The sequence below is a fragment of the Streptomyces marianii genome, assembly GCF_005795905.1.
GTDB lineage: Bacteria > Actinomycetota > Actinomycetes > Streptomycetales > Streptomycetaceae > Streptomyces > Streptomyces marianii.
The window spans coordinates 3,822,780-3,841,290 of the sequence record NZ_VAWE01000001.1 but is presented as its reverse complement, the minus strand read 5'-3'; the positions used below and the strand labels follow the sequence as shown (position 1 = coordinate 3,841,290).

At 71.2% G+C, this 18,511-nt stretch carries 16 protein-coding genes and 2 pseudogenes; 9 read left to right on the top strand and 9 right to left on the bottom strand.

All coding sequences use genetic code 11. From position 1 onward, the window contains the following. Positions 1 to 356 precede the first annotated feature (356 nt). Positions 357 to 782, bottom strand: a pseudogene (locus FEF34_RS17125) (tyrosine-type recombinase/integrase); the annotation flags it as partial. A 25-nt stretch (positions 783 to 807) separates the two neighbouring features. Next, a complete protein-coding gene (locus FEF34_RS17120; protein WP_138053963.1) occupies positions 808 to 1,590 on the bottom strand; it encodes an SLATT domain-containing protein in 783 nt (260 codons plus the stop codon). Between the two features lie 361 nt (positions 1,591 to 1,951). Between FEF34_RS17120 and FEF34_RS17115 the strand changes: the two genes are divergently transcribed. The 7 genes from FEF34_RS17115 (at position 1,952) to FEF34_RS17085 (ending at position 8,755) form a co-directional block, all read left to right on the top strand. Further along, complete coding sequence (locus tag FEF34_RS17115) at positions 1,952 to 2,293, top strand: YbaB/EbfC family nucleoid-associated protein (protein ID WP_138057533.1); 342 nt, start codon at positions 1,952 to 1,954, stop codon at positions 2,291 to 2,293. Positions 2,294 to 2,376: 83 nt separating this feature from the next. Beyond that, on the top strand, positions 2,377 to 2,976 hold the full coding sequence (gene recR, locus FEF34_RS17110; RefSeq protein WP_138053962.1) for a recombination mediator RecR: 600 nt from the start codon (positions 2,377 to 2,379) through the stop codon (positions 2,974 to 2,976). Beyond that, positions 2,969 to 3,637, top strand: a complete 669-nt coding sequence (locus tag FEF34_RS17105) for a DUF5063 domain-containing protein (protein ID WP_138053961.1) — start codon at positions 2,969 to 2,971, stop codon at positions 3,635 to 3,637. Before recR ends, FEF34_RS17105 begins: the two co-directional genes overlap by 8 nt. Positions 3,638 to 4,010: 373 nt before the next feature. Further along, on the top strand, positions 4,011 to 5,291 hold the full coding sequence (locus FEF34_RS17100; RefSeq protein WP_138053960.1) for an aspartate kinase: 1,281 nt from the start codon (positions 4,011 to 4,013) through the stop codon (positions 5,289 to 5,291). 28 nt (positions 5,292 to 5,319) lie between these two features. Then, positions 5,320 to 6,369: an aspartate-semialdehyde dehydrogenase gene (locus FEF34_RS17095; protein ID WP_138053959.1), complete on the top strand. Its 1,050-nt coding sequence runs from the start codon at positions 5,320 to 5,322 to the stop codon at positions 6,367 to 6,369. A gap of 287 nt (positions 6,370 to 6,656) precedes the next feature. After that, a complete protein-coding gene (locus FEF34_RS17090) occupies positions 6,657 to 7,415 on the top strand; it encodes a SigE family RNA polymerase sigma factor (protein ID WP_171052983.1) in 759 nt (252 codons plus the stop codon). Positions 7,416 to 7,585: 170 nt separating this feature from the next. After that, entirely contained in the window at positions 7,586 to 8,755 is a 1,170-nt protein-coding gene (locus FEF34_RS17085) for a hypothetical protein (protein ID WP_234042426.1), read from the top strand. Positions 8,756 to 8,998: 243 nt separating this feature from the next. Here FEF34_RS17085 and FEF34_RS17080 read toward each other — a convergent pair whose 3' ends face one another. The 5 genes from FEF34_RS17080 to FEF34_RS17060 all read right to left on the bottom strand — a co-directional run bounded on the left by FEF34_RS17080 (position 8,999) and on the right by FEF34_RS17060 (position 14,084). Beyond that, entirely contained in the window at positions 8,999 to 9,748 is a 750-nt protein-coding gene (locus FEF34_RS17080; RefSeq protein WP_138053956.1) for an SURF1 family protein, read from the bottom strand. 145 nt (positions 9,749 to 9,893) lie between these two features. Further along, complete coding sequence (locus tag FEF34_RS17075; RefSeq protein ID WP_171053302.1) at positions 9,894 to 11,708, bottom strand: S9 family peptidase; 1,815 nt, start codon at positions 11,706 to 11,708, stop codon at positions 9,894 to 9,896. 227 nt (positions 11,709 to 11,935) lie between these two features. After that, on the bottom strand, positions 11,936 to 12,490 hold the full coding sequence (locus FEF34_RS17070) for a GNAT family N-acetyltransferase (RefSeq protein ID WP_138053954.1): 555 nt from the start codon (positions 12,488 to 12,490) through the stop codon (positions 11,936 to 11,938). 341 nt (positions 12,491 to 12,831) lie between these two features. Then, complete coding sequence (locus FEF34_RS17065; RefSeq protein WP_138053953.1) at positions 12,832 to 13,524, bottom strand: class F sortase; 693 nt, start codon at positions 13,522 to 13,524, stop codon at positions 12,832 to 12,834. Positions 13,525 to 13,589: 65 nt separating this feature from the next. Next, entirely contained in the window at positions 13,590 to 14,084 is a 495-nt protein-coding gene (locus FEF34_RS17060) for an ML domain-containing protein (RefSeq protein WP_138053952.1), read from the bottom strand. Positions 14,085 to 14,525: 441 nt separating this feature from the next. Between FEF34_RS17060 and FEF34_RS42895 the strand changes: the two are divergent. Continuing rightward, positions 14,526 to 14,814 (top strand): annotated as a pseudogene (locus FEF34_RS42895) (VOC family protein); the annotation flags it as partial. Between the two features lie 237 nt (positions 14,815 to 15,051). Here FEF34_RS42895 and FEF34_RS17050 read toward each other — a convergent pair. Continuing rightward, positions 15,052 to 15,969: a transposase gene (locus tag FEF34_RS17050; protein WP_138053951.1), complete on the bottom strand. Its 918-nt coding sequence runs from the start codon at positions 15,967 to 15,969 to the stop codon at positions 15,052 to 15,054. Positions 15,970 to 16,032: 63 nt separating this feature from the next. Next, positions 16,033 to 16,197, bottom strand: a complete 165-nt coding sequence (locus FEF34_RS41280) for a hypothetical protein (protein WP_171052982.1) — start codon at positions 16,195 to 16,197, stop codon at positions 16,033 to 16,035. 277 nt (positions 16,198 to 16,474) lie between these two features. On the opposite strand from FEF34_RS41280, the gene FEF34_RS17045 reads away from it, so the two are divergent. Next, on the top strand, positions 16,475 to 18,181 hold the full coding sequence (locus tag FEF34_RS17045) for an IS1182 family transposase (RefSeq protein WP_138057288.1): 1,707 nt from the start codon (positions 16,475 to 16,477) through the stop codon (positions 18,179 to 18,181). Positions 18,182 to 18,511 lie beyond the last annotated feature (330 nt).

The window sequence follows — 18,511 nt, the reverse complement described above, 5'->3', positions numbered from 1 at the left end:
TAGACAACAACCATGATCACGAAGGCCCGCGGGCTCCTTGCGTCCAGGGCGCCCGCACCCCAACCACCTCACACAGCGTGACCGGCGAGCGCGCCCGTCACCGCCGCACCCCCCACTAAATTCGAAGACCCGTCATGACTGCTGACGGTTCGTGATCCCTGCGGTATGCCGTGGGGATGAGGTATGCGCAGGTGGGTGGGTACACGCCGCAGGAGCAGGCGGCGCGTGAGCGGTTGAGGCTGGAGGCGGCCGAGCGGTTTGAGCGCGGCGGGACGACGGCGGAGTTCGCCCGGGCGTTGCGGGTGACGATCGCTCGGTCGGGCGCTGGCGGAGGGCGTGGATTGACGGCAACGCCAGCGCCCGACTGCTGTCGAGGGCGGATCGTCGGGGTCGTCGTCGGTTGTGCCGAGGGCGTTGCCGAGGGTGCCGATGGCTTGGCGTTGGAGTCGGAGTCGGGCGTGGGCGTAGACGCCGGCGGTGACGCCGATGTGGGCGTGGCCGAGGAGTTCCTTGATCACGACGAGTTCGACGCCCTGTTCCAGGAGCAGGGTGGCGGTCGAGTGGCGGAGGTCGTGGAAGCGGATGCGGCGGAGGCCGGCCCGGTTGAGGAAGCTGCGGAAGCGGCGGGTGAGGTTGGCCGGGTCGAGAGGCCGGCCGGTAGGGGTGGTGAAGACGAGGCCGCCGTCTTGCCAGGTTGATTCTGTGGTCTCGCGCTCCTTGTCCTGGTGTTGCTTGTGCTCCTTGAGGGAGTAGAGGCATTCGATGGGGAGGCCAGTACGCCTGTGCCCGTCCCAGGAACCGGACTGGCTAGCGCGCCTCCGGCGGGCGCTGCCTCGGCATGTTCGGCCGGGTGGGCGGGTGCGGCAGGGGGAAGCGGCCCGACGGGTGGCTGTGGTCGGGGCGCGACGGCACCGGTGCCGACTGCATCAGCAGCGGGGCCGGACCGGCCCGGAATTCGAGCATCCAGTCGGCCGTCTCGGCGCGGACCAGTTCCGTCAGGTCCTCCGAGAAGCGGCGCAGCACGGTGAGACAGCGCTCCGCCGCCTCGCTCGCCGTGCCCTCCGTGGGGCCGAGCACCTCGCGGACGCTCTCGGAGGCCCAGTCGAACTGAAGGCCCTGGAGTCTGCGGTGCACCGCCTGCGCCGCGGCCATGTCCCTCGTCCAGCCCGAGGTCAGGCCGAAGTACCGGTCGCAGGCCACACAGGCGGCGCCCAGCAGCAACGACAGATACCCCCAACCCGCAGCGTCGGCCAGCACTCCCGTCAGGTCCAGCAGGGGCAGCGCCGCCCCCGCGATCACCCCCAGAGCCGTGCCGACGCGCAGCGCACGAGCCGCGCGGCGTTTGCGTACCCGGTCGGCCAGATACCAGTCCGCGGTCCGCAGCGCGTTGGCCTCCACCCAGCGGTACAGCTCGTCGAGGCGTTCCGCCGGCTCGCCCCAGTCGCCGAGCGGAAACGGCCGGCCGGCCAGGTCGCGGCCGCGGTCGCGACCCGGGATGCTTCCGGAGTCCGGGGCGCCGCCGGTCTCCGGGACCCCGGCCCCGTCCTCCTCCCGGGCCGACCCCCCAGGCTGCATCTCCGGCTGACTCACCGGGGCACTCCTCTGCGCTCTGCGTTACTACGGGTGCGTGACTGCGGCTGTGCGTGACTGCGGCGGCGACTGCGGACAACGTCGGTACGCGGCGTCGGCGCAGTCCTGCCAACCCTGCGTGACGTGCGGTGTACGTGGGGTTCTGGTGTGCAGGCTTCTTCCTACCGCCGAACGGTGGGCCGGGGGAGCGGAATGCCGGTAATTCCGCCCGCACGAGCGTCCTGATCCGGTAGGGGAAGGATGCGCCTTCCCGCGCGGAAGTCACTCGAAAGAGTTGGTGCCCAGTGGGCGGGGCGCGCCGTCCCCCGACCACGTAGGCTCGGTTTACCGAACAATCGACGTCGAAATGCCAGGAGTGACCGTGATTCCCGGTGGTGGCCAGCCCAATATGCAGCAGTTGCTTCAGCAGGCCCAGAAGATGCAGCAGGACCTCGCCCGCGCGCAGGAGGAGCTGGCGGTGATGGAGGTCGAAGGCCAGGCGGGCGGCGGTCTCGTGACGGCGACCGTCACCGGCTCCGGCGAGCTGCGCGGCCTCGTCATCGACCCCAAGGCAGTCGACCCGGACGACACCGAGACCCTCGCCGATCTCGTGGTCGCCGCCGTCCAGGCCGCGAACGAGAACGCACAGCAGCTGCAGCAGCAGAAGCTGGGCCCGCTCGCCCAGGGGCTCGGCGGCGGCGGGATCCCCGGACTCCCCTTCTGACGCCCTTTCCGCGCCGGTCTTGACCCTGGTCGGACCAGACCAACTACCGTAACCACCGAAGCAATTCCGAGAGAGGCGTTCCGTTGTACGAAGGCGTGGTTCAGGACCTCATCGACGAACTGGGCAGGCTGCCCGGCGTCGGTCCCAAGAGCGCGCAGCGGATCGCCTTCCACATCCTCCAGGCCGAGCCGGCCGACGTCCGGCGCCTCGCGCACGCGCTGCTCGAGGTGAAGGACAAGGTCCGCTTCTGCGCGGTGTGCGGGAACGTCGCGCAGCAGGAGCAGTGCACCATCTGTCGGGACGCGCGCCGCGAACCGGCGGTCATCTGCGTGGTCGAGGAGCCCAAGGACGTCGTCGCGATCGAGCGGACCCGGGAGTTCCGCGGTCGCTACCACGTACTGGGCGGCGCGATCAGCCCGATCGAAGGCGTCGGCCCGGACGACCTGCGCATCCGCGAGCTTCTCGCGAGGCTCGCGGACGGCACGGTCACCGAGCTGATCCTGGCGACCGACCCGAATCTCGAGGGCGAGGCGACCGCCACGTACCTGGCGCGCATGGTCAAGCCCATGGGGCTGAAGGTGACGCGTCTCGCCAGCGGGCTTCCCGTTGGCGGCGATCTGGAATACGCCGACGAGGTCACGCTCGGGCGTGCCTTCGAGGGGAGACGACTTCTCGATGTCTGACGCAACGCTGCACTCCGTCACGCAGGACCCGGACGACTTCGCGGTCCAGATCGCCGACTCGATCGAGAGCTTCATCGTGGCCACCACCGAGGTGGCGCGGGGTGACGAGCCGGACAGCGCCGTGCCGTTCCTGCTGCTGGAGGTCTCCCAGTTGCTGCTCGCGGGCGGCCGGCTGGGCGCCCACGCGGACATCGTCCCCGAGGAGCGCTACGAAACGGACACCGGACCGGACGTGGACGTGGACGACCTGCGCGAGCGGTTCGCCCGGCTTCTCGACCCGGTCGACGTCTTCTCCGAGGTCTTCGACCCCTACGAGCCCCGCAAGGCACCGGTGCCGTTCCGGATCTCCGACAACCTCGCGGACATCGTCACCGACCTGCGCCACGGCCTCGCCCACTACCGCGCGGGCCGCACGACCGAGGCGCTGTGGTGGTGGCAGTTCTCCTACTTCTCCAACTGGGGCCCGACCGCCTCGGCGACGCTGCGCGCGCTGCAGTCACTGGTCTCCCATGTGCGCCTCGACCAGCCGTTGCAGGAACTGGACGGGCTGGACACCGACGAGGACCTCGCCGAGGACGACCTCGCCGAGGAGGCGGGGCGCGTGATGGCGGAGGAGATCGCGGGACCGCTCGGGTTGCGGAGGGCTCCCGCGGCGCAGTGATCCGTCCCCTTCCCCGCCTCCCCTCGCGAGGGGGCGGGCACCCGCCGGCCGGTACGGGGTGTGCACCGTCGCCACCGGGGGCCGGTCGGCACCTACCTCCCTCCCCGAGGCCTGCGCCGACCCCCGGCCGGCACCTGCGCGGACCCGCGGCAGGCACCGCCGGAGCACACGCGAACATGTGACGCCGCCCACAGAACCGCGTACCCCGTGAGGCCTTGGGCAGATGCATCCTCGGGCAGCCCGGCCTTGCCGGTGATCACGACGTGAGCGGGACATCTCGCGATGTGATACGGCGGCGGCGATTCCGGGCTGCTCGTTAAACTGACGCAGACCGCAGTGATGACTGCGGCCAGAGACCGAGCGAGGAGCGCACGTGGGCCTTGTCGTGCAGAAGTACGGAGGCTCCTCCGTTGCCGATGCCGAGGGCATCAAGCGGGTCGCCAAGCGGATCGTCGATGCCAAGAGGAACGGCCACCAGGTGGTCGTCGTGGTCTCGGCGATGGGTGACACGACGGACGAGTTGATCGATCTCGCCGAGCAGGTATCCCCGATCCCTGCCGGCCGTGAGTTCGACATGCTGCTGACCGCCGGAGAGCGGATCTCCATGGCCCTGCTGGCGATGGCGATCAAAAACCTGGGCCACGAGGCCCAGTCGTTCACCGGCAGCCAGGCCGGCGTGATCACCGACTCGGTCCACAACAAAGCCCGCATCATCGACGTCACGCCGGGCCGGATCCGGACGGCGCTGGACGAGGGCAACATCGCGATCGTCGCCGGCTTCCAGGGCGTGTCCCAGGACAAGAAGGACATCACCACCCTCGGTCGCGGCGGCTCGGACACCACCGCCGTCGCGCTCGCCGCGGCGCTGGACGCCGAGGTCTGCGAGATCTACACCGACGTCGACGGCGTCTTCACCGCCGACCCGCGCGTGGTGAAGAAGGCCCGCAAGATCGACTGGATCTCGTTCGAGGACATGCTGGAGCTCGCGAGCTCCGGTTCCAAGGTGCTCCTGCACCGGTGCGTCGAGTACGCACGCCGCTACAACATCCCGATCCACGTCCGCTCGTCCTTCTCGGGGCTGCGGGGCACCTGGGTCAGCAACGAACCGCACGCCGAGCAAGGAGCCCGCAAGGTGGAGCAGGCCATCATCTCCGGAGTCGCCCACGACACCTCCGAGGCGAAGATCACCGTCGTCGGCGTTCCTGACAAGCCGGGCGAGGCCGCCGCGATCTTCCGCACCATCGCGGACAACGAGATCAACATCGACATGGTGGTGCAGAACGTCTCCGCCGCGTCCACGGGCCTCACCGACATCTCCTTCACCCTCCCGAAGACCGAGGGCCGCAAGGCGATCGACGCGCTCGAGAAGACCAAGAGCGCCATCGGTTTCGAATCGCTGCGCTACGACGACCAGATCGCCAAGATCTCGCTCGTCGGCGCGGGCATGAAGACCAACCCGGGTGTCACCGCCTCCTTCTTCGAGGCGCTGTCCGACGCCGGCGTGAACATCGAGCTGATCTCCACCTCCGAGATCCGGATCTCGGTCGTGACCCGCGCCGACGACGTCAAGGAGGCCGTCCGGGCCGTCCACACCGCCTTCGGTCTCGACAGCGACTCCGACGAGGCCGTCGTCTACGGAGGCACCGGCCGGTGACAGCTCGGCGCGCGACGGCGGTCGCGCGATGAACCGCAAGCCGACGCTGGCGGTCGTGGGTGCGACCGGAGCCGTCGGCGCGGTGATGCTCCAGATCGTGTCCCAGCGCGCGGACGTCTGGGGCGAGATACGCCTGGTCGCCTCACCGCGTTCGGCCGGCCGCAAGCTGGCCGTCCGCGGCGAGGAGACCGAGGTCGTCGCCCTTTCCGAGGCGGCGCTGACGGGGGTCGACGTGGCGTTGTTCCTGGTGCCGGCCCCGGTCGCCGCCCAGTGGGCGCCGGTCGCCGTCGCCAAGGGGGCGGTGGTCGTGGACAACTCGGCCGCGTTCCGGCTGGACCCCGACGTCCCTCTCGTCGTACCCGAGATCAATCCGCATGCCGTGCGGCTCCGGCCGCGCGGCATCGTCGCGAGTCCGGGCTGCACCACCCTGGCGATGATCGTCACCGTGGGCGCGCTGCACGCCGAGTTCTGCGTGGACGAACTCGTGGTCTCCGCCCTCCAGGCGGTCAGCGGTGCCGGACAGTGCGGCGTCGAGGCGCTCCGCACCCAGCTCGCGCTGGTCGCGGACACCGAACTGGGCACCGGTCCCGGCGATGTGCGCCGGGCGGTCGGCGACGGACTCGGCCCGTTCCCCGCGCCCACGGCGCTGAACGTGGTCCCCTGGTCCGGGGCGCTGGAGGGCGACGGCTGGTCCTCCGAGGAACTCGCGATCCGGGCCGAGACCCGCAAGCTCCTGGATCTGCCCGAACTCAGGGTCTCCGCGACCTGTGTGCGTGTGCCGGTCGTCACAGTCCACTCGGTCTCGGTGCACGCGCGTTTCGAGCACGAGGTCTCCGTCGAGCGAGCCCACGACATCCTCGCCACGGCGCCGGGCGTGGTGCTCTTCGACGACCCCGAGGCCGGTGAATTCCCCACGCCCACCGATGTGGTGGGCACCGATCCGACCTGGGTCGGGCGCGTCCGGCGGGCCATGGACGACCCGAGGGCCCTGGATCTCTTCGTGTGCGGGGACAACCTCCGCAAGGGCGCGGCCCTGAACACCGCTCAACTGGCAGAGGCGATCGCCCGCGAATTCTGAGCAGAGTGTCGGTGCCTCTTTGTAGGATCTGTGAACCCCCTGTGATCAAACAACCGGGACGTGCCCCTTGAACCGGGGAGATCGCATGTCCGACGATGCATTTGCGCCACTGTGCAACCGGTTGCTGTGCGGGGAGCGTCTATGCGGTCGTCCCTTCGCGGTGCCGCGATAAGCCATGACAAATGGGGCATTGGGGAAGATCGGGAGCGCATGAGGGCATACGGTGCGTCGTCACGAGCAGTGGTGTGCGCGTACAACCCTGAGGGGGGTCGGCAAGTCCAACCGGCGTGGCAGAAGTACTCGACATCACCGCGGTGGCCCCGGTCCGCGGCAGGGCGTTCGCTCCGGCGCGGCCCCCGGGCCCGCCTCCGATCCGGGGCGCCGGCAGGGCTCCGGCACGCGGCATCACGGTGCTCCCGCTCCGGGGTCCCCGCCCTTCGCCGGTCCCCGGCAGGGGCACCGGCGGCGGGATGCCGGTGATCGCTCCCATGCCGGCTGCACACTCTGCCCCCATACCGTCCCAGCGCGACAGCGCCGAGGAGGCGGTGGCCGCGGGCACCACGGTCGACCATCTCACCGAGACCTACCGCGCCCACTACCGGTCGCTGCTCGGTCTCGCGGCCCTGCTGCTGGACGACACCGCGTCCTGCGAGGACGTCGTCCAGGAGGCGTTCATCCGCGTCCACTCGGCGCGCCGCCGCGTCCGCGACCCGGAGAAGACCCTCGCCTATCTGCGGCAGACGGTCGTCAATCTGTCCCGGTCCGCGCTGCGCCGGCGGATCCTCGGGCTGAAGCTGCTCTCCAAGCCGATGCCCGACATGGCGAGCGCGGAGGAGGGCGCGTACGACCAGCTGGAGCGGGACGCGCTCATCAAGGCCATGAAGGGCCTTCAGCGGCGGCAGCGCGAGGTGCTGGTGCTGCGCTACTTCGCCGACATGACGGAGGCCCAGGTCGCCGAGACGCTCGGCATATCGTTGGGCTCGGTGAAGGCCTACGGCTCACGAGGCATCGCGGCCTTGCGCGTTGCCATGGAGGCCACGGCATGACCAGGCACGGACGCGGGCACGAGCACGGCCGCGAGGGCGCCCCGCGGGACGACCTCCCGGGGAAGGGTGCCACGCAGGGCCCGTCCGGTGGTGAAGCACCGGCCGGGAAGCACACGACTGAGCTTTACGGGCCGGACGGGCCGTTGAACGACCGGACTGGGAAAGAGACTGTGAACGACGGGCCGAGGAACGGAACGGGCGAGCAGGGGCTCGGGGGTGACACACCCCGGGGCGACCGGCCCGCCGGCGCGGACACTCCCGCCGGCGACCTGCCGGGCCGGGACCGCCTGCTCCGTGACCTGCTGGGCGGACCGGGCCAGGACGGCCCGACGTCGGCCGGGACCGGCCACGAGGCCCCGGAGGACCGGGAGGAACCGGCCCTGCGCCGACTCCTCCACGACACCGTCGGCGCCCTCGAACCCACCGACGGTGCCCTGGAGCATCTGCGCCGGGCCGTGCCGGCGCGGCGCGCGCGCAAGCGCCAGGCCCTGGTCGGCCTTGCGGCGTCCGTGATCCTGCTCGGCACTGCCGTCCCGGCCTTCGTGCACGTGGCGAGCTCGGGCGGTCTCGACGACCACCCGGTGAACGCCGGGCACGGTGAGCAGGCCCAGGGCGGCACCGGCGAGCAGGACCGCCTCGACGGCGGGCAGGCGGCGAACGGCGACCCCGCCGGGCGGCAGCCGAGCGTCCCCGGTGCGCCGAGCGCCCCCCAGCAGTCGCCGACCCCGGGTGCGGCCGCGACCGAGGGCACCCCGGGTGGCACGGGGACCACCCCGACCGACAGCGCCGTCGCCTCCACGCCCGCCTGTGAAGCCGGTCAGCTCGGTGTGAGCGCGGCGCAGGCCGGTGCCGCCGAGGCCGACGGCAAGGTGTACGGCACGTTCCGCATCTCCAACGTCTCCCCGAGCGAGTGCTCGATCGGGGCCGCGGGCGCGGTGGGCTTCCGTACGGCGGGCGCCGCGGACGCCACGAAGATCAATGTGGTCACGCACACCACCGGGGACGCGGCGAGCGGACTGCCCGACCCGTCCCAGGAGGTCAGCGCCGTGGTGCTCGAGCCCGAGGCGTCGTACGAGGTGAAGTTCGCCTTCGTCCCCTCGGAGACCTGTCCGACGACCGGTGCCTCGCCCGACCCCACGCCCACGGACGGCACTTCGGGCACGACCGACGGCGCGGGCACGGCTCCGAACACCGAGCCCCAGCTCGACGACGGGACCGTCGCGGACGGCAGCATCTCGGTGGTCCACACCCCCGAGCCCGGCGGCCCGAACGCGGAGGCCACGATCTCCGACGCGTGCGCCGGCACGATCCACCGCACCGGCGTCCTCATCCCGTCCTGACCGCACCCGGGTCGAGACCTGGCGTGCGCCGGTGACGGTCCACCGGCGTGGATGCGCTGACCGGCCACCGGCATGCGCGATGCACGGTGCACCGGCGCGTGCCGGGCGGGAGAGCCTTCCGCCTTGCGGGGCGTGGTGGTACCCGGCGGCTCACCCGGCCGTGCCGCCGGGTGGGCCGGGACGCATCCGGACCGCATCGCTTCCTCCCGTGGAGGCCGGGTCACGCCGTGCTGTGAAGCCGCGTCACACCGGGTCGAGACCGAGCGCCTGGTCCTTGGCCGCCTCCGCCTCGCGGCGCACGAAGCGGAACCACATGAACAGCACGAAGCCTGCGAAGGCGAACCACTCCAGCGTGTAGCCGAGGTTCTGGAACGCCTTGAGGTCGAGCCCGCTGCCCTGCGGCGCGGCCGCGGGCACCGGGCGCATCCCGTTCGGCGCCGTGGTGAGCGTGATCCACGCGTCGTACACATCGTCCGGGACGAGGTTCACCAGCGAGGCGGCACTGATCATGCCGAGCTGCCCGCTCGGCAGGCCGCCCGCAGTGCGCACCCCGTCGCTGCCCTGCGTCTCCGAGGCCTGCAACGCTCCCGTGACCGTCACCTCACCGGCGGGAGCGGGCGGTGCCGTCGCCCCGGTGGGCAGCCAGCCCCGCACCACCGGCAGCGCCCTGCCGTCGTCGGTGTGGAGCAGCGTCAGGACGTACGAGCCGCGCCGGCCGTCCAGTTCCCGGCCCGGCACGAGGAACTGCTCGCCGTACCGGCCGGCGGCCGTGGCGAGCCGCCCAGAGGTGTTCTTGTCCACGGGCAGCAGCTCCGCGAGCGGTGCCGGGGCCCGTTCGCCCGGCTCCGGGCCCTGCTCGGCGGCCCGGTGGGTGTCGACGCGGTCCTCGAACCGGCCGAGCTGCCAGGTCCCCATGAAGATGCAGAAAGGGATCGCCAGCGCGACGAAGACATTGATCCCCCACCAGCGGGGCGTCAGCAGGAACCGGTACACGCCTCCACGGTACGGAACGCCCCGCTTTCCCCCTCTCCCGGGTCCCGTTTGACGCCGTGCCCGGCCGCCCCCGGAGGCTGCCCGAACGGGCAGCCTCCGGGATCCGTGGGCGGCAGGGACCCGTGGCGGCCGTGAAGCGCCACCGCTACCGCAGGTGCCGCTCGGCGAAGGCCAACTCCAGCCGGACCTGCTTGATCCGCTCCTCCACCACCAGCGAGCCGTGACCCGCGTCGTACCGGTACACCTCGTGGACCGCGCCGCGAGCCGCGAGGCGGTCCACGTAGTTCTCCACCTGGCGGATCGGGCAGCGCGGGTCGTTGACCCCGGCCGAGATGTACACCGGAGCCGTGACCGCGTCCACGTACGTCAGCGGGGACGAGGCCTCGTAGCGCTCGGGGACCTCCTCCGGTGTGCCGCCCAGCAGTGTGCGGTCCATCGCCTTCAGGGCCTCCATCTCGTCGTGGTACGCCGTGACGTAGTCCGCGACGGGCACCGCAGCCAGGCCCAGGGCCCAGGAACCGGGCTGTGTGCCGAGTCCGAGCAGGGTGAGGTAGCCGCCCCACGAGCCGCCCGACAGCACCAGCCTCGCCGGGTCGGCCACGCCGGAGGCCACGGCCCATTCGCGGACCGCCGCGATGTCCTCCAGCTCGATCAGACCGACGCGGTGCTTCAGGGCGTCGGTCCACGCCCGCCCGTAACCGGTCGAGCCCCGGTAGTTGACCCGGATCACCGCATAGCCGTGGTCCACCCACGCCGCCGGGGCGGCCGCGAAGGCGTCGCTGTCGTGCCAGGTCGGGCCGCCGTGTATGTCGAAGACGGTGGGGAACGGCCCCTCGCCCTCGGGCCGCTGCACCAGCGCGTGGACCCGGCCGCCGGGGCCCTCCACCCACACGTCCTCCACAGCGACCGAGCCCGGCGCCTTCATACCCGGCGGATCCAGTACTTCCCGGCCCGTCGTGGAGCGGACCTTCGGCGGCTGTGCCGCGCACGACCACACGTACTCCACCGTCCCGTCCGGCCTTGCCGTCGCGCCCGAGACCGTCCCCGCCGGGGTCTCCACCCGGGTCAGCTCGCGCGTGGCCGGGTCGAACCGCCACAGATCGCTGCGCGCCTCGAAGCTGTGAGCGACGAGCAGTGCGGAGCCGTCCGGATACCACTCGGCGCTCAGATCGCCCGGCAGATCGATCGCGAGGTCGGTCTCCTCGCCCGTCGCCACGTCCCACAGCATGGGTTCCCAGCGCCCCCGCCGCTGGTGGCCGACCAGCAGCCGGGTGTCCCCTTGGACCGGGGCGAAACCGAGCACCTCCAGCCCCAGCTCCTCCGAGCCGCCCTCGGTGTCGTCCAGCTCGCACACCGTCGTGCCGTCCAGCCGGACGACCCGCAGCGCCGAGTGCATCGCGTCGCCGTGCTCGGTGTGCTCCAGCGCGAGCAGCGTCCCGTCGTGCGACAGATCGCCGACGCCCGCCGACTCCCGGTGCCGGTAGATCTCCACCGGTGCCCCGCCGGGCCGCACGACGTGGATCGTCGTCCCGTCCTCGTCCGTGGACCGGCCCACCACGGCCGTGCCGTCCCGGCCGAGGGCGACGCCCGCGCTGTACGAGGGTGCGAGGCCCGGCGCGGCGGGTTCGTCCGGCCCGCCGCCGAAGGGCTGCCGCATCCAGACGCCGAACTCATCGCCGTCCGTGTCCGAGAACCACCAGATCCATGCGCCGTCCGGGGTGAGTATCCCGTCCGTCGTCCCGTTCGGCCGGTGCGTCGCCTGGCGCTGTCCGCCGGTGGCGCGGTCCCAGGCGTACAGCTCGTACGTCCCCGTCGCGTTCGAGACGAAGAGGGCGTGGTCCGGGGCGTCCTCCGCCCAGTCGGGCAGCGAGACCCGGGGCGCGCGGAATCGCTGCTCCCAGGCCGGCATGTCCGCGGGCCCGCCCGCGGACGCCGCCGTGCGCTCCCCGGCGGGGGCCATGGGAACGGCGGCGGGCGCGACGGACGCCGTGGATTCGGTGATCTCAGTCATGCCCACCATTCTGCGCCGCCGCGCCCACAATCCGTTCGCCCCGCCCCCAGCCTGTGGACAACCTCCGCGACATGTACCCACCAACCCCTCCCGACCGGGGCGAGGCCGCCGCCGGCGGTGGGCCGAAGGAGTTGCGCCGCAGGCCCCGCGCACCCGTCCTGCTGCGACGCGTCCGGTCAGGGGATGACGGGACTGCGGCGTTCCAGAAGGACCACGTCCCGCCACACGCCGTGGTGGCGGCCGATCCGTTCGCGGGTGCCGATGACCCGGAAGCCCACGCTCCGGTGGAGGGCGAGGCTGGCCTCGTTCTCGGGGAAGACGCCGGACTGGATCGTCCAGATGCCGGCCGCCTCGGTCGAGGCGACGAGCCGCTGCAGCAGGGCGCGGGCCACCCCCCGGCCGCGGGCGGCGGGGTGGACGTACACCGAGTGCTCGACGACTCCCGCGTAGGCGCAGCGGTCGGAGACGGCCGACGCCGCGACCCAGCCGAGCACGTGGCCGACACGGTCGGCGGCGACCCCCTTGGTGTCCGCGGCGCCCGTGGCCGCCGGGCGTGCCCGGGGTGCGGCCGGCGTCGGTACGGAGTCCCGCAGGGCGACGAACCGATGCTCCGTCAGTCTGGTCGTGTCGAACTCGGCCCAGGCCGGAGCGCGGGTCTCGAAGGTCGCGTCGCCCTCGTCGATGCCGAGCCGGTAGACGGCGAGGACCTCCTCCGCATGCGCGGCTGTCATCGGTACGACGATCACGGCGGCCCCTCCGGTGCGCCCTTGCGGTGTGAGGACACCATCATGCGGCCACGGCCACGGCCACGGCCACGGCCACCGGGCTCCCGGGGGCGGAAGGCTGGTGCCGCGTCAGGCAGGGTTTGCCCGTCAAGGCGCGGCGTCCGGTGCACGGGGTCTGCCCCGGGCCCTCCGGTCGAGGGGGTGGGGTCTGCCCCGGGCCCTCCGGGCCGAGGGGAAGATCGCAAGGCGCCGGATCGACCTCGTGGTGAGCCTACTCGGTTGATCCGGCAACGCCTCGAGTCGCCGTGCCGGGCGCCGCGACGGGGCGAACGTTGCCCGATGCGGCACTAGCTCATGCGCTTGAGCGTCGCGTAGACGACGAGATTGCCGAGGTAGCCCGTCTTCTTGGTGTAGCCCCCGCCGCACGTGATCACCCGCAACTGGGGGACGGTGGTGCTGGCGTACACCTTCTTGCTGGGGAAGGAGTGCTTCGAGTACACCTCGACGGCGTCCACGGAGAAGTGCGCCGTGCGCCCGTCGAGCCGGGTGACCTGGATGGCGCTGCCTTTGGTGAGCGCACCCAGCCGGTAGAAGACGGCACGGCCGGTGGGGGTGTCGACATGCCCGGCCACGACGGCCGCGCCGACCTCGCCCGGCGCCGGCCCTCTGGAGTACCAGCCCGCGATCTGCGCCTTGTCCACCGGCGGCACCTCCAGCACGCCGTTCTTGCCCAGGGCGAGGTTCATCACCGGGGTATCCACACGGATGGCGGGGATGCGCAGCCTCACCGGTACGGAACGCTGCCGGGACCCGGGCGGCGTCTTGGCCGCCCTGGCGGCAGGCGGGACGGCCAGAAGGGGCGGGACGGCCGGCCCGTGGGAGACCGCCGGGCCCGGCACCGGTGCGGTGAAGGCCTGGGCGGCGGACGGCTGGGGAGCCGTCTCGCCGCGCAGCCCGTGAATCAGCAAGCCGACGCCGACCAGCAGCATGACGCCGAAGACCCCGGTCGACGTGAAGGGGGAGGGGGGCTTGCGTCCCATAGTGCTCCGGGCTCCGGTCTCGGTTGCGGAGGCGGTGGGTCCCGTCGGCCGGCGCCGGGGGACGCTCAGGCCGCCGAGCCGTTGCCGTGACGACGCCGCAGTGTCAGGACGCCGCCCGCCGTCGCGGTGAGAACGAGCGCGGCCCCGATGGCCATCTCCGTGCTGTTCATCCCGCCGCCACCGCCGAATCCACCGCTCACCGCACCGTTCGGGCGCCCGGCGACCTCGAATTCGGACTCGATCCGGACCCCGGGAGGGCACTTGACCGTGACGCTGTACGTGCCTTCCTTCGCGTTGTCGGGAACGGTGAACGTGCCCTTCAGTTCCCCTTCGCTGCCGCTCTCGGTCAGGTTGATCTGACCTCCGATCTCCGCCTGTCCCTTGGCGTAGGTCGCTGCCGGGTCGCACACCCCCGACGTACTGACGGTGATGGTCGATCCGGGATATCCCACCTCGGGACTGACCGTGACCTCGGACCCTTCGGCGACTGCCGCGGGAGCCGGGATGCCAAGTGCGGCCAGGGCCAGGGCACTTCCGGCGAGAAGACGTGCGGTACGCATTTTCACCACCCTCCGAGTGGCGCGGGCCAGGACTCGTTGCCCCGACGAGGACGCCGCGCTTCAGGGGGACAGGCAACCAGCTCTTGTGATCAAACGACCGCAGCGAAATGGCCCGACGATTCCGCGTGGTTCTCGTGTCGTGCCATTCCCACAGGTCGCGGCGCCTGCAATAGGCTCAAGGACGGAATATCGAAACGGCGTGGCGATCGGGTGGCGACACGCGCGTCGCAGACGCCGCCGGGCGTGTCGCGAGGTCGGCCGGGGGGCAGGTGCCGCCCGATGGACACCTGCCGGGTGACCGGCCCCGGGGGGGTGCCCGACCGAGGTCCGGCCCCACACGAGCCGCCCGAACCGCCCCGCCGCGAAACCCCGTGAAACCGCCTCAGGACACTCCCCGGCAGGAGCACGCCGGACGACGGACCGGAGGGAAGGCCGAAGGACATGAGCGCACTCGCCGGCGCCCGCATCGCCACCAGGCTCCCCGCCCAGGACCTCGACAGGGCCCGGCGGTTCTATTCCGAGAAGCTCGGCCTCGACCCCGTAGACGAACGCCCCGGCGGCCTGCTGTACCGGTGCGGCGGTTCGGACTTCGCGCTCTTCCGGTCCGCGGGCGCCTCGCCGGGCACCTTCACGCAGATGGCCTTCGAGGTCGACGACATCGACGGCCGTCACCGAGCTCAGGGGCCGGGGAGTGGTCTTCGAGACCGTCGACCTGCCCGGGCTGAGGACGGCGCGGTCAGCTTGCCGCTGATGGCGGGGTCTTTGGGCACCCACGTACAGGGTGCCCCCGGCAGGATTCGAATCTGCGCACACGGCTCCGGAGTGCATGCCGCCATATGGATCTACAGTGCCTCTGACCTGCGCGCATCCTGTTCCGGAGCCGGCCTCGCCCGGCTCTCACTCAGCACTCACTCGGAGGCCGCTCGGGGCAAGCTCTCTGGCGAGGAGCCCCGGCTACTGCCTGGGGCTACGAGGTCGGCGTTCGAGCCCGCCCTTGTCTTGCAGAAGGAGAAACGGGATTCGCCATCTCCAAAGCGGTGCTCCGCATCTGAGCGGCCACCCACGACTGTGTTGCGTGACAGCATTCGTTATTGCCCGAAAGCCGGTCGTGGCGCGGGCCGGGCCCCAACGTCGCTTGATCAGGCAGCTGATGCCATCTGTGGCGACAGGGATGACGTCTGGCCGGATGCCTTGATCTGAAGGATGGCTGTGCTGTTCGGTGGTGCGGGGCGTTGGTCTTCGGGGAAGAGCTGGAGATTGGCGGTGTGGGTGCGACGTGGCTGGTCGCCGGCTCGTCGGGTCGCAGGGTGCGGTAGCCGGTACCGCTGCGCTTGGTGGCGCGGGGTGCGGCGCGTCCGGGGCGGGGCTTGACGGCCTCGCGGACCAGGTCGGCCTGGACGTCACGGACCTTGGCGGCCAGCTGCCGAGGGGGGAAGTCCGCGCCGACGGAGCGTCGGGCGGCGGCGAGGGTCTGCTTGAAGCTGATGTGCGAGACGGGCAGGTGCGCGCGGTCGGCGGACTCGGCGGCCAGGTGGACGGCCTGGTAGACGCAGCGCATGGCCCACAGTTCCTGCTCGACCATGGCGGGGCTCATCGAGCGCAGGGTGGCGGTGCGCCCACCACGCTGCTCGATCTTGATGTGCTTGAAGACCGTTTCGCTGGTCCAGCGCGCCGTGTACAGCTCCGCCAGCTCGCGGGCGGGCGCCGAGGCCGGGTCGAGCAGCGTAGTGTTCAGACGGAACAGCTCGGAGGTCTCTTCGCTGACGCCGTCGGCGTCCAGGGTTGTGGTCATCACCGTGTATTCGATCACCCGCACCGTGGTCCGCTTCCCGCGCGCACCGTTGAGGTGGGAGAGATAGGTGCCGTCGGCCAGCACCTGGTCCACTGGCAGCGTGAAGGAGTCAGAGGCGCGCCACAGGAGTTGGGCCCCCCGGTCCGCGGCGGCCTGTCACAGGTCGAAGGCGGGAAAGCCCCGGTCGGCCATCAGCAGCATCCCGGTGTGCAGGTGCACCAGCAGGCGCCAGGCCAGGGTCCGCTCACCCACCGCGAAAGAGTCGAAGACCGCGCCGATCACCGCCTTGGTACCGCACTCCACCAGCGCCAGCAGCCGCACCTGCGGGAACGGCCCGGGACGGCTCCCGTTGGCGGGTCTTCGAAGTTAAGCGGGTGCGCCACGAGGCGCTGTTGTTTCGAGTGGAGGTGAGAGACCTTCGCCTTCGTCCTGTCGCAGCAGGGCGTTGAAGCTGGGGGCAGCCTGATCCGGGTGGTGCCGGGGAGGGCGGGAGCAGCGACTCTGCTGCGCAATTCGCTGCGGGGGTGGGGCCGGGTCGGTGATGATCGTCTCTGGGTCGCTTTCGTGCCGTGCGGCCGTGGAGGTGGGGCGGGTGTCGATGCGGCCGGTGGGGCTGCCGGAGATCCCGGAGCAGACGGTGAGGGTGGCTCGGGCGGCGTTCCCGAAGGGGAGCCTGGCGATACGGGCCCGGGACCGTCTGGCGGGGATTTTCGCTGATGAGCCGTTCGCGGGGGCGTTCGGGGTGCGGGGTGCTCCGGGGCTGTCGCCGGGGGTGTTGTCGCTGGTCACGGTGCTGCAGTACTGCGAGGACCTCACCGACCGGCAGGCCGCGGCGATGATGGTGCGGGCGATCGACTGGAAGTACGCGCTCGGGATGGAGCTGACGGACACCGGTTTCGACGCGAGTGTGCTGTCCAGGTTCCGGGCCCGGCTCGCGGACAACGGCATGGAACGGGTGGTCTTCGACCGGCTCCTTGAGCACTGCAAGGACGCCGGCCTGGTGGGGGACGGAGGCAGGCAGCGTACTGATTCCACCCATGTGATCAGTGCGGTGCGGGACTTGAACCGTCTTGAGCTGGCAGGGGAGAGCGTGCGGGCGGCCCTGGAGGCCCTCGCGACTGCGGCGCCGTCGTGGCTGGCCGGCCGGATCGATGTGGCGGAGTTCGCCCAGCGGTACGGGCCCCGGGTGGATGGCTGGCGGATGCCGTCCTCGCAGACCAAGCGCGACCGCCTCGCCCAGGTCTTCGGTCAGGACGCCCTCGCTTTATGCCGGGCGGCCTGGGCCGCCGATACCCCGGTATGGATCCGTGAGATCGAGGCCGTGGGCCTGCTGCGGCAGGTCCTCGTGCAGACCTACACCATCCGCAGCGACACGCGGGGACGGCAGGTGATCAGGAAGCGGGACGCCGACGACGGCGTCCCGCCCGGCCAACTCCGCCTGGCCTCCCCCTACGACACCGACGCACGCTGGGCTGCCAAAGGCGAGGACCTGTTTTGGCTGGGCTACAAGGTCCACCTCACCGAAACATGCGGCACACTCCCCGAAGCCGAAGCCGAAGCCGAAGCGGTAGCAGGGGTGCAGCCGAATCTGATTACCGACGTGCACACGACCGACGCGACCGTGCCGGACGTGAAGGCGACCGCGCCGATCCAGCGCAAGCTCGCCGGGCACGGCGTGAAGCCGGCCGAGCACTACCTCGATTCCGGCTACCCGTCGGCCGACCTGATCACCAAGGCCATGAAGGACGGTATCCGCATGGTCACCCCGGTCCTTCTGGACCACTCCGCGCAGGCCAAGGCCGCGGAAGGCTTCGCCAAGAACGCCTTCACCATCGACTGGAAGACCCGCCAGGTCCGCTGCCCCGCCGGGAAGACCAGCTCCCACTGGAACCCCGTCAAACAGCACGGCAAGGACGCCATCGTCATCACCTTCAGCGTCCTGACCTGCCGCGACTGCCCCTTCCAACAGCAGTGCACCACCTCGAAACCCGGGCGCCGCATGCTCACCCTCAGACCCCAGGAACTTCACGAGAACCTCGCCCGGGCCCGCGCCGAGCAGCAGACCAACACCTGGAAGAACAAATACGCCCTGCGGGCAGGCGTCGAGGGCACCATCAACCAGGCCCTCGACATCACCGACATCCGCCAGGCCCGCTACCGCGGCCTGCCGAAAGTCCGCCTCCAGCACGCCTTCTCCGCCACCGCGATCAACGTGATCCGACTCGACGCGTACTGGACCGACAGCCCTCTCCGGCGCACCCGCTCCAGCCGACTCGAACGCCTCGCCTACCAGCTCACCGCATGACCCGCCACGAATTGCGCAACAGAGTCAGCAGCCCTGACAAAGTCGGGACGTGCCAGTACTGCCAGATGGTGCGGGTCCGGCGAGCGTGGCGGAAAGGAGTACGCGAGGAACCGGCGTTGATACGTCCTTCAGCCTTTGGACCGGCTCGAACCTGGTGGATCTGGGCCGGGCGCGGTGCGTACCCGTCGCGGTAGCGGCGGGGAACTTCTGGGGTGGTTTCTGCTTGCTGCCTGGAAGGCCACGGGGAAGGACTGCGGCGTACCCGTGGCGATGCCGCTGGGACAAAGTCGGGCTCCTCCTCCGCCGAGCGAAACACAGTGAACGTGGGAA

Coding starts and splice junctions, on each gene's coding strand:
- FEF34_RS17105 (WP_138053961.1), top strand. CDS start 2,969: ATGTCTGACGCAACGCTGCACTCCGTCACGCAGGACCCGGACGACTTC.
- FEF34_RS17095 (WP_138053959.1), top strand. CDS start 5,320: ATGAACCGCAAGCCGACGCTGGCGGTCGTGGGTGCGACCGGAGCCGTC.
- FEF34_RS17075 (WP_171053302.1), bottom strand. CDS start 11,708: ATGGCCCCCGCCGGGGAGCGCACGGCGGCGTCCGCGGGCGGGCCCGCG.
- FEF34_RS17070 (WP_138053954.1), bottom strand. CDS start 12,490: ATGACAGCCGCGCATGCGGAGGAGGTCCTCGCCGTCTACCGGCTCGGC.
- FEF34_RS17065 (WP_138053953.1), bottom strand. CDS start 13,524: ATGGGACGCAAGCCCCCCTCCCCCTTCACGTCGACCGGGGTCTTCGGC.
- FEF34_RS17060 (WP_138053952.1), bottom strand. CDS start 14,084: ATGCGTACCGCACGTCTTCTCGCCGGAAGTGCCCTGGCCCTGGCCGCA.
- FEF34_RS17045 (WP_138057288.1), top strand. CDS start 16,475: ATGCGGCCGGTGGGGCTGCCGGAGATCCCGGAGCAGACGGTGAGGGTG.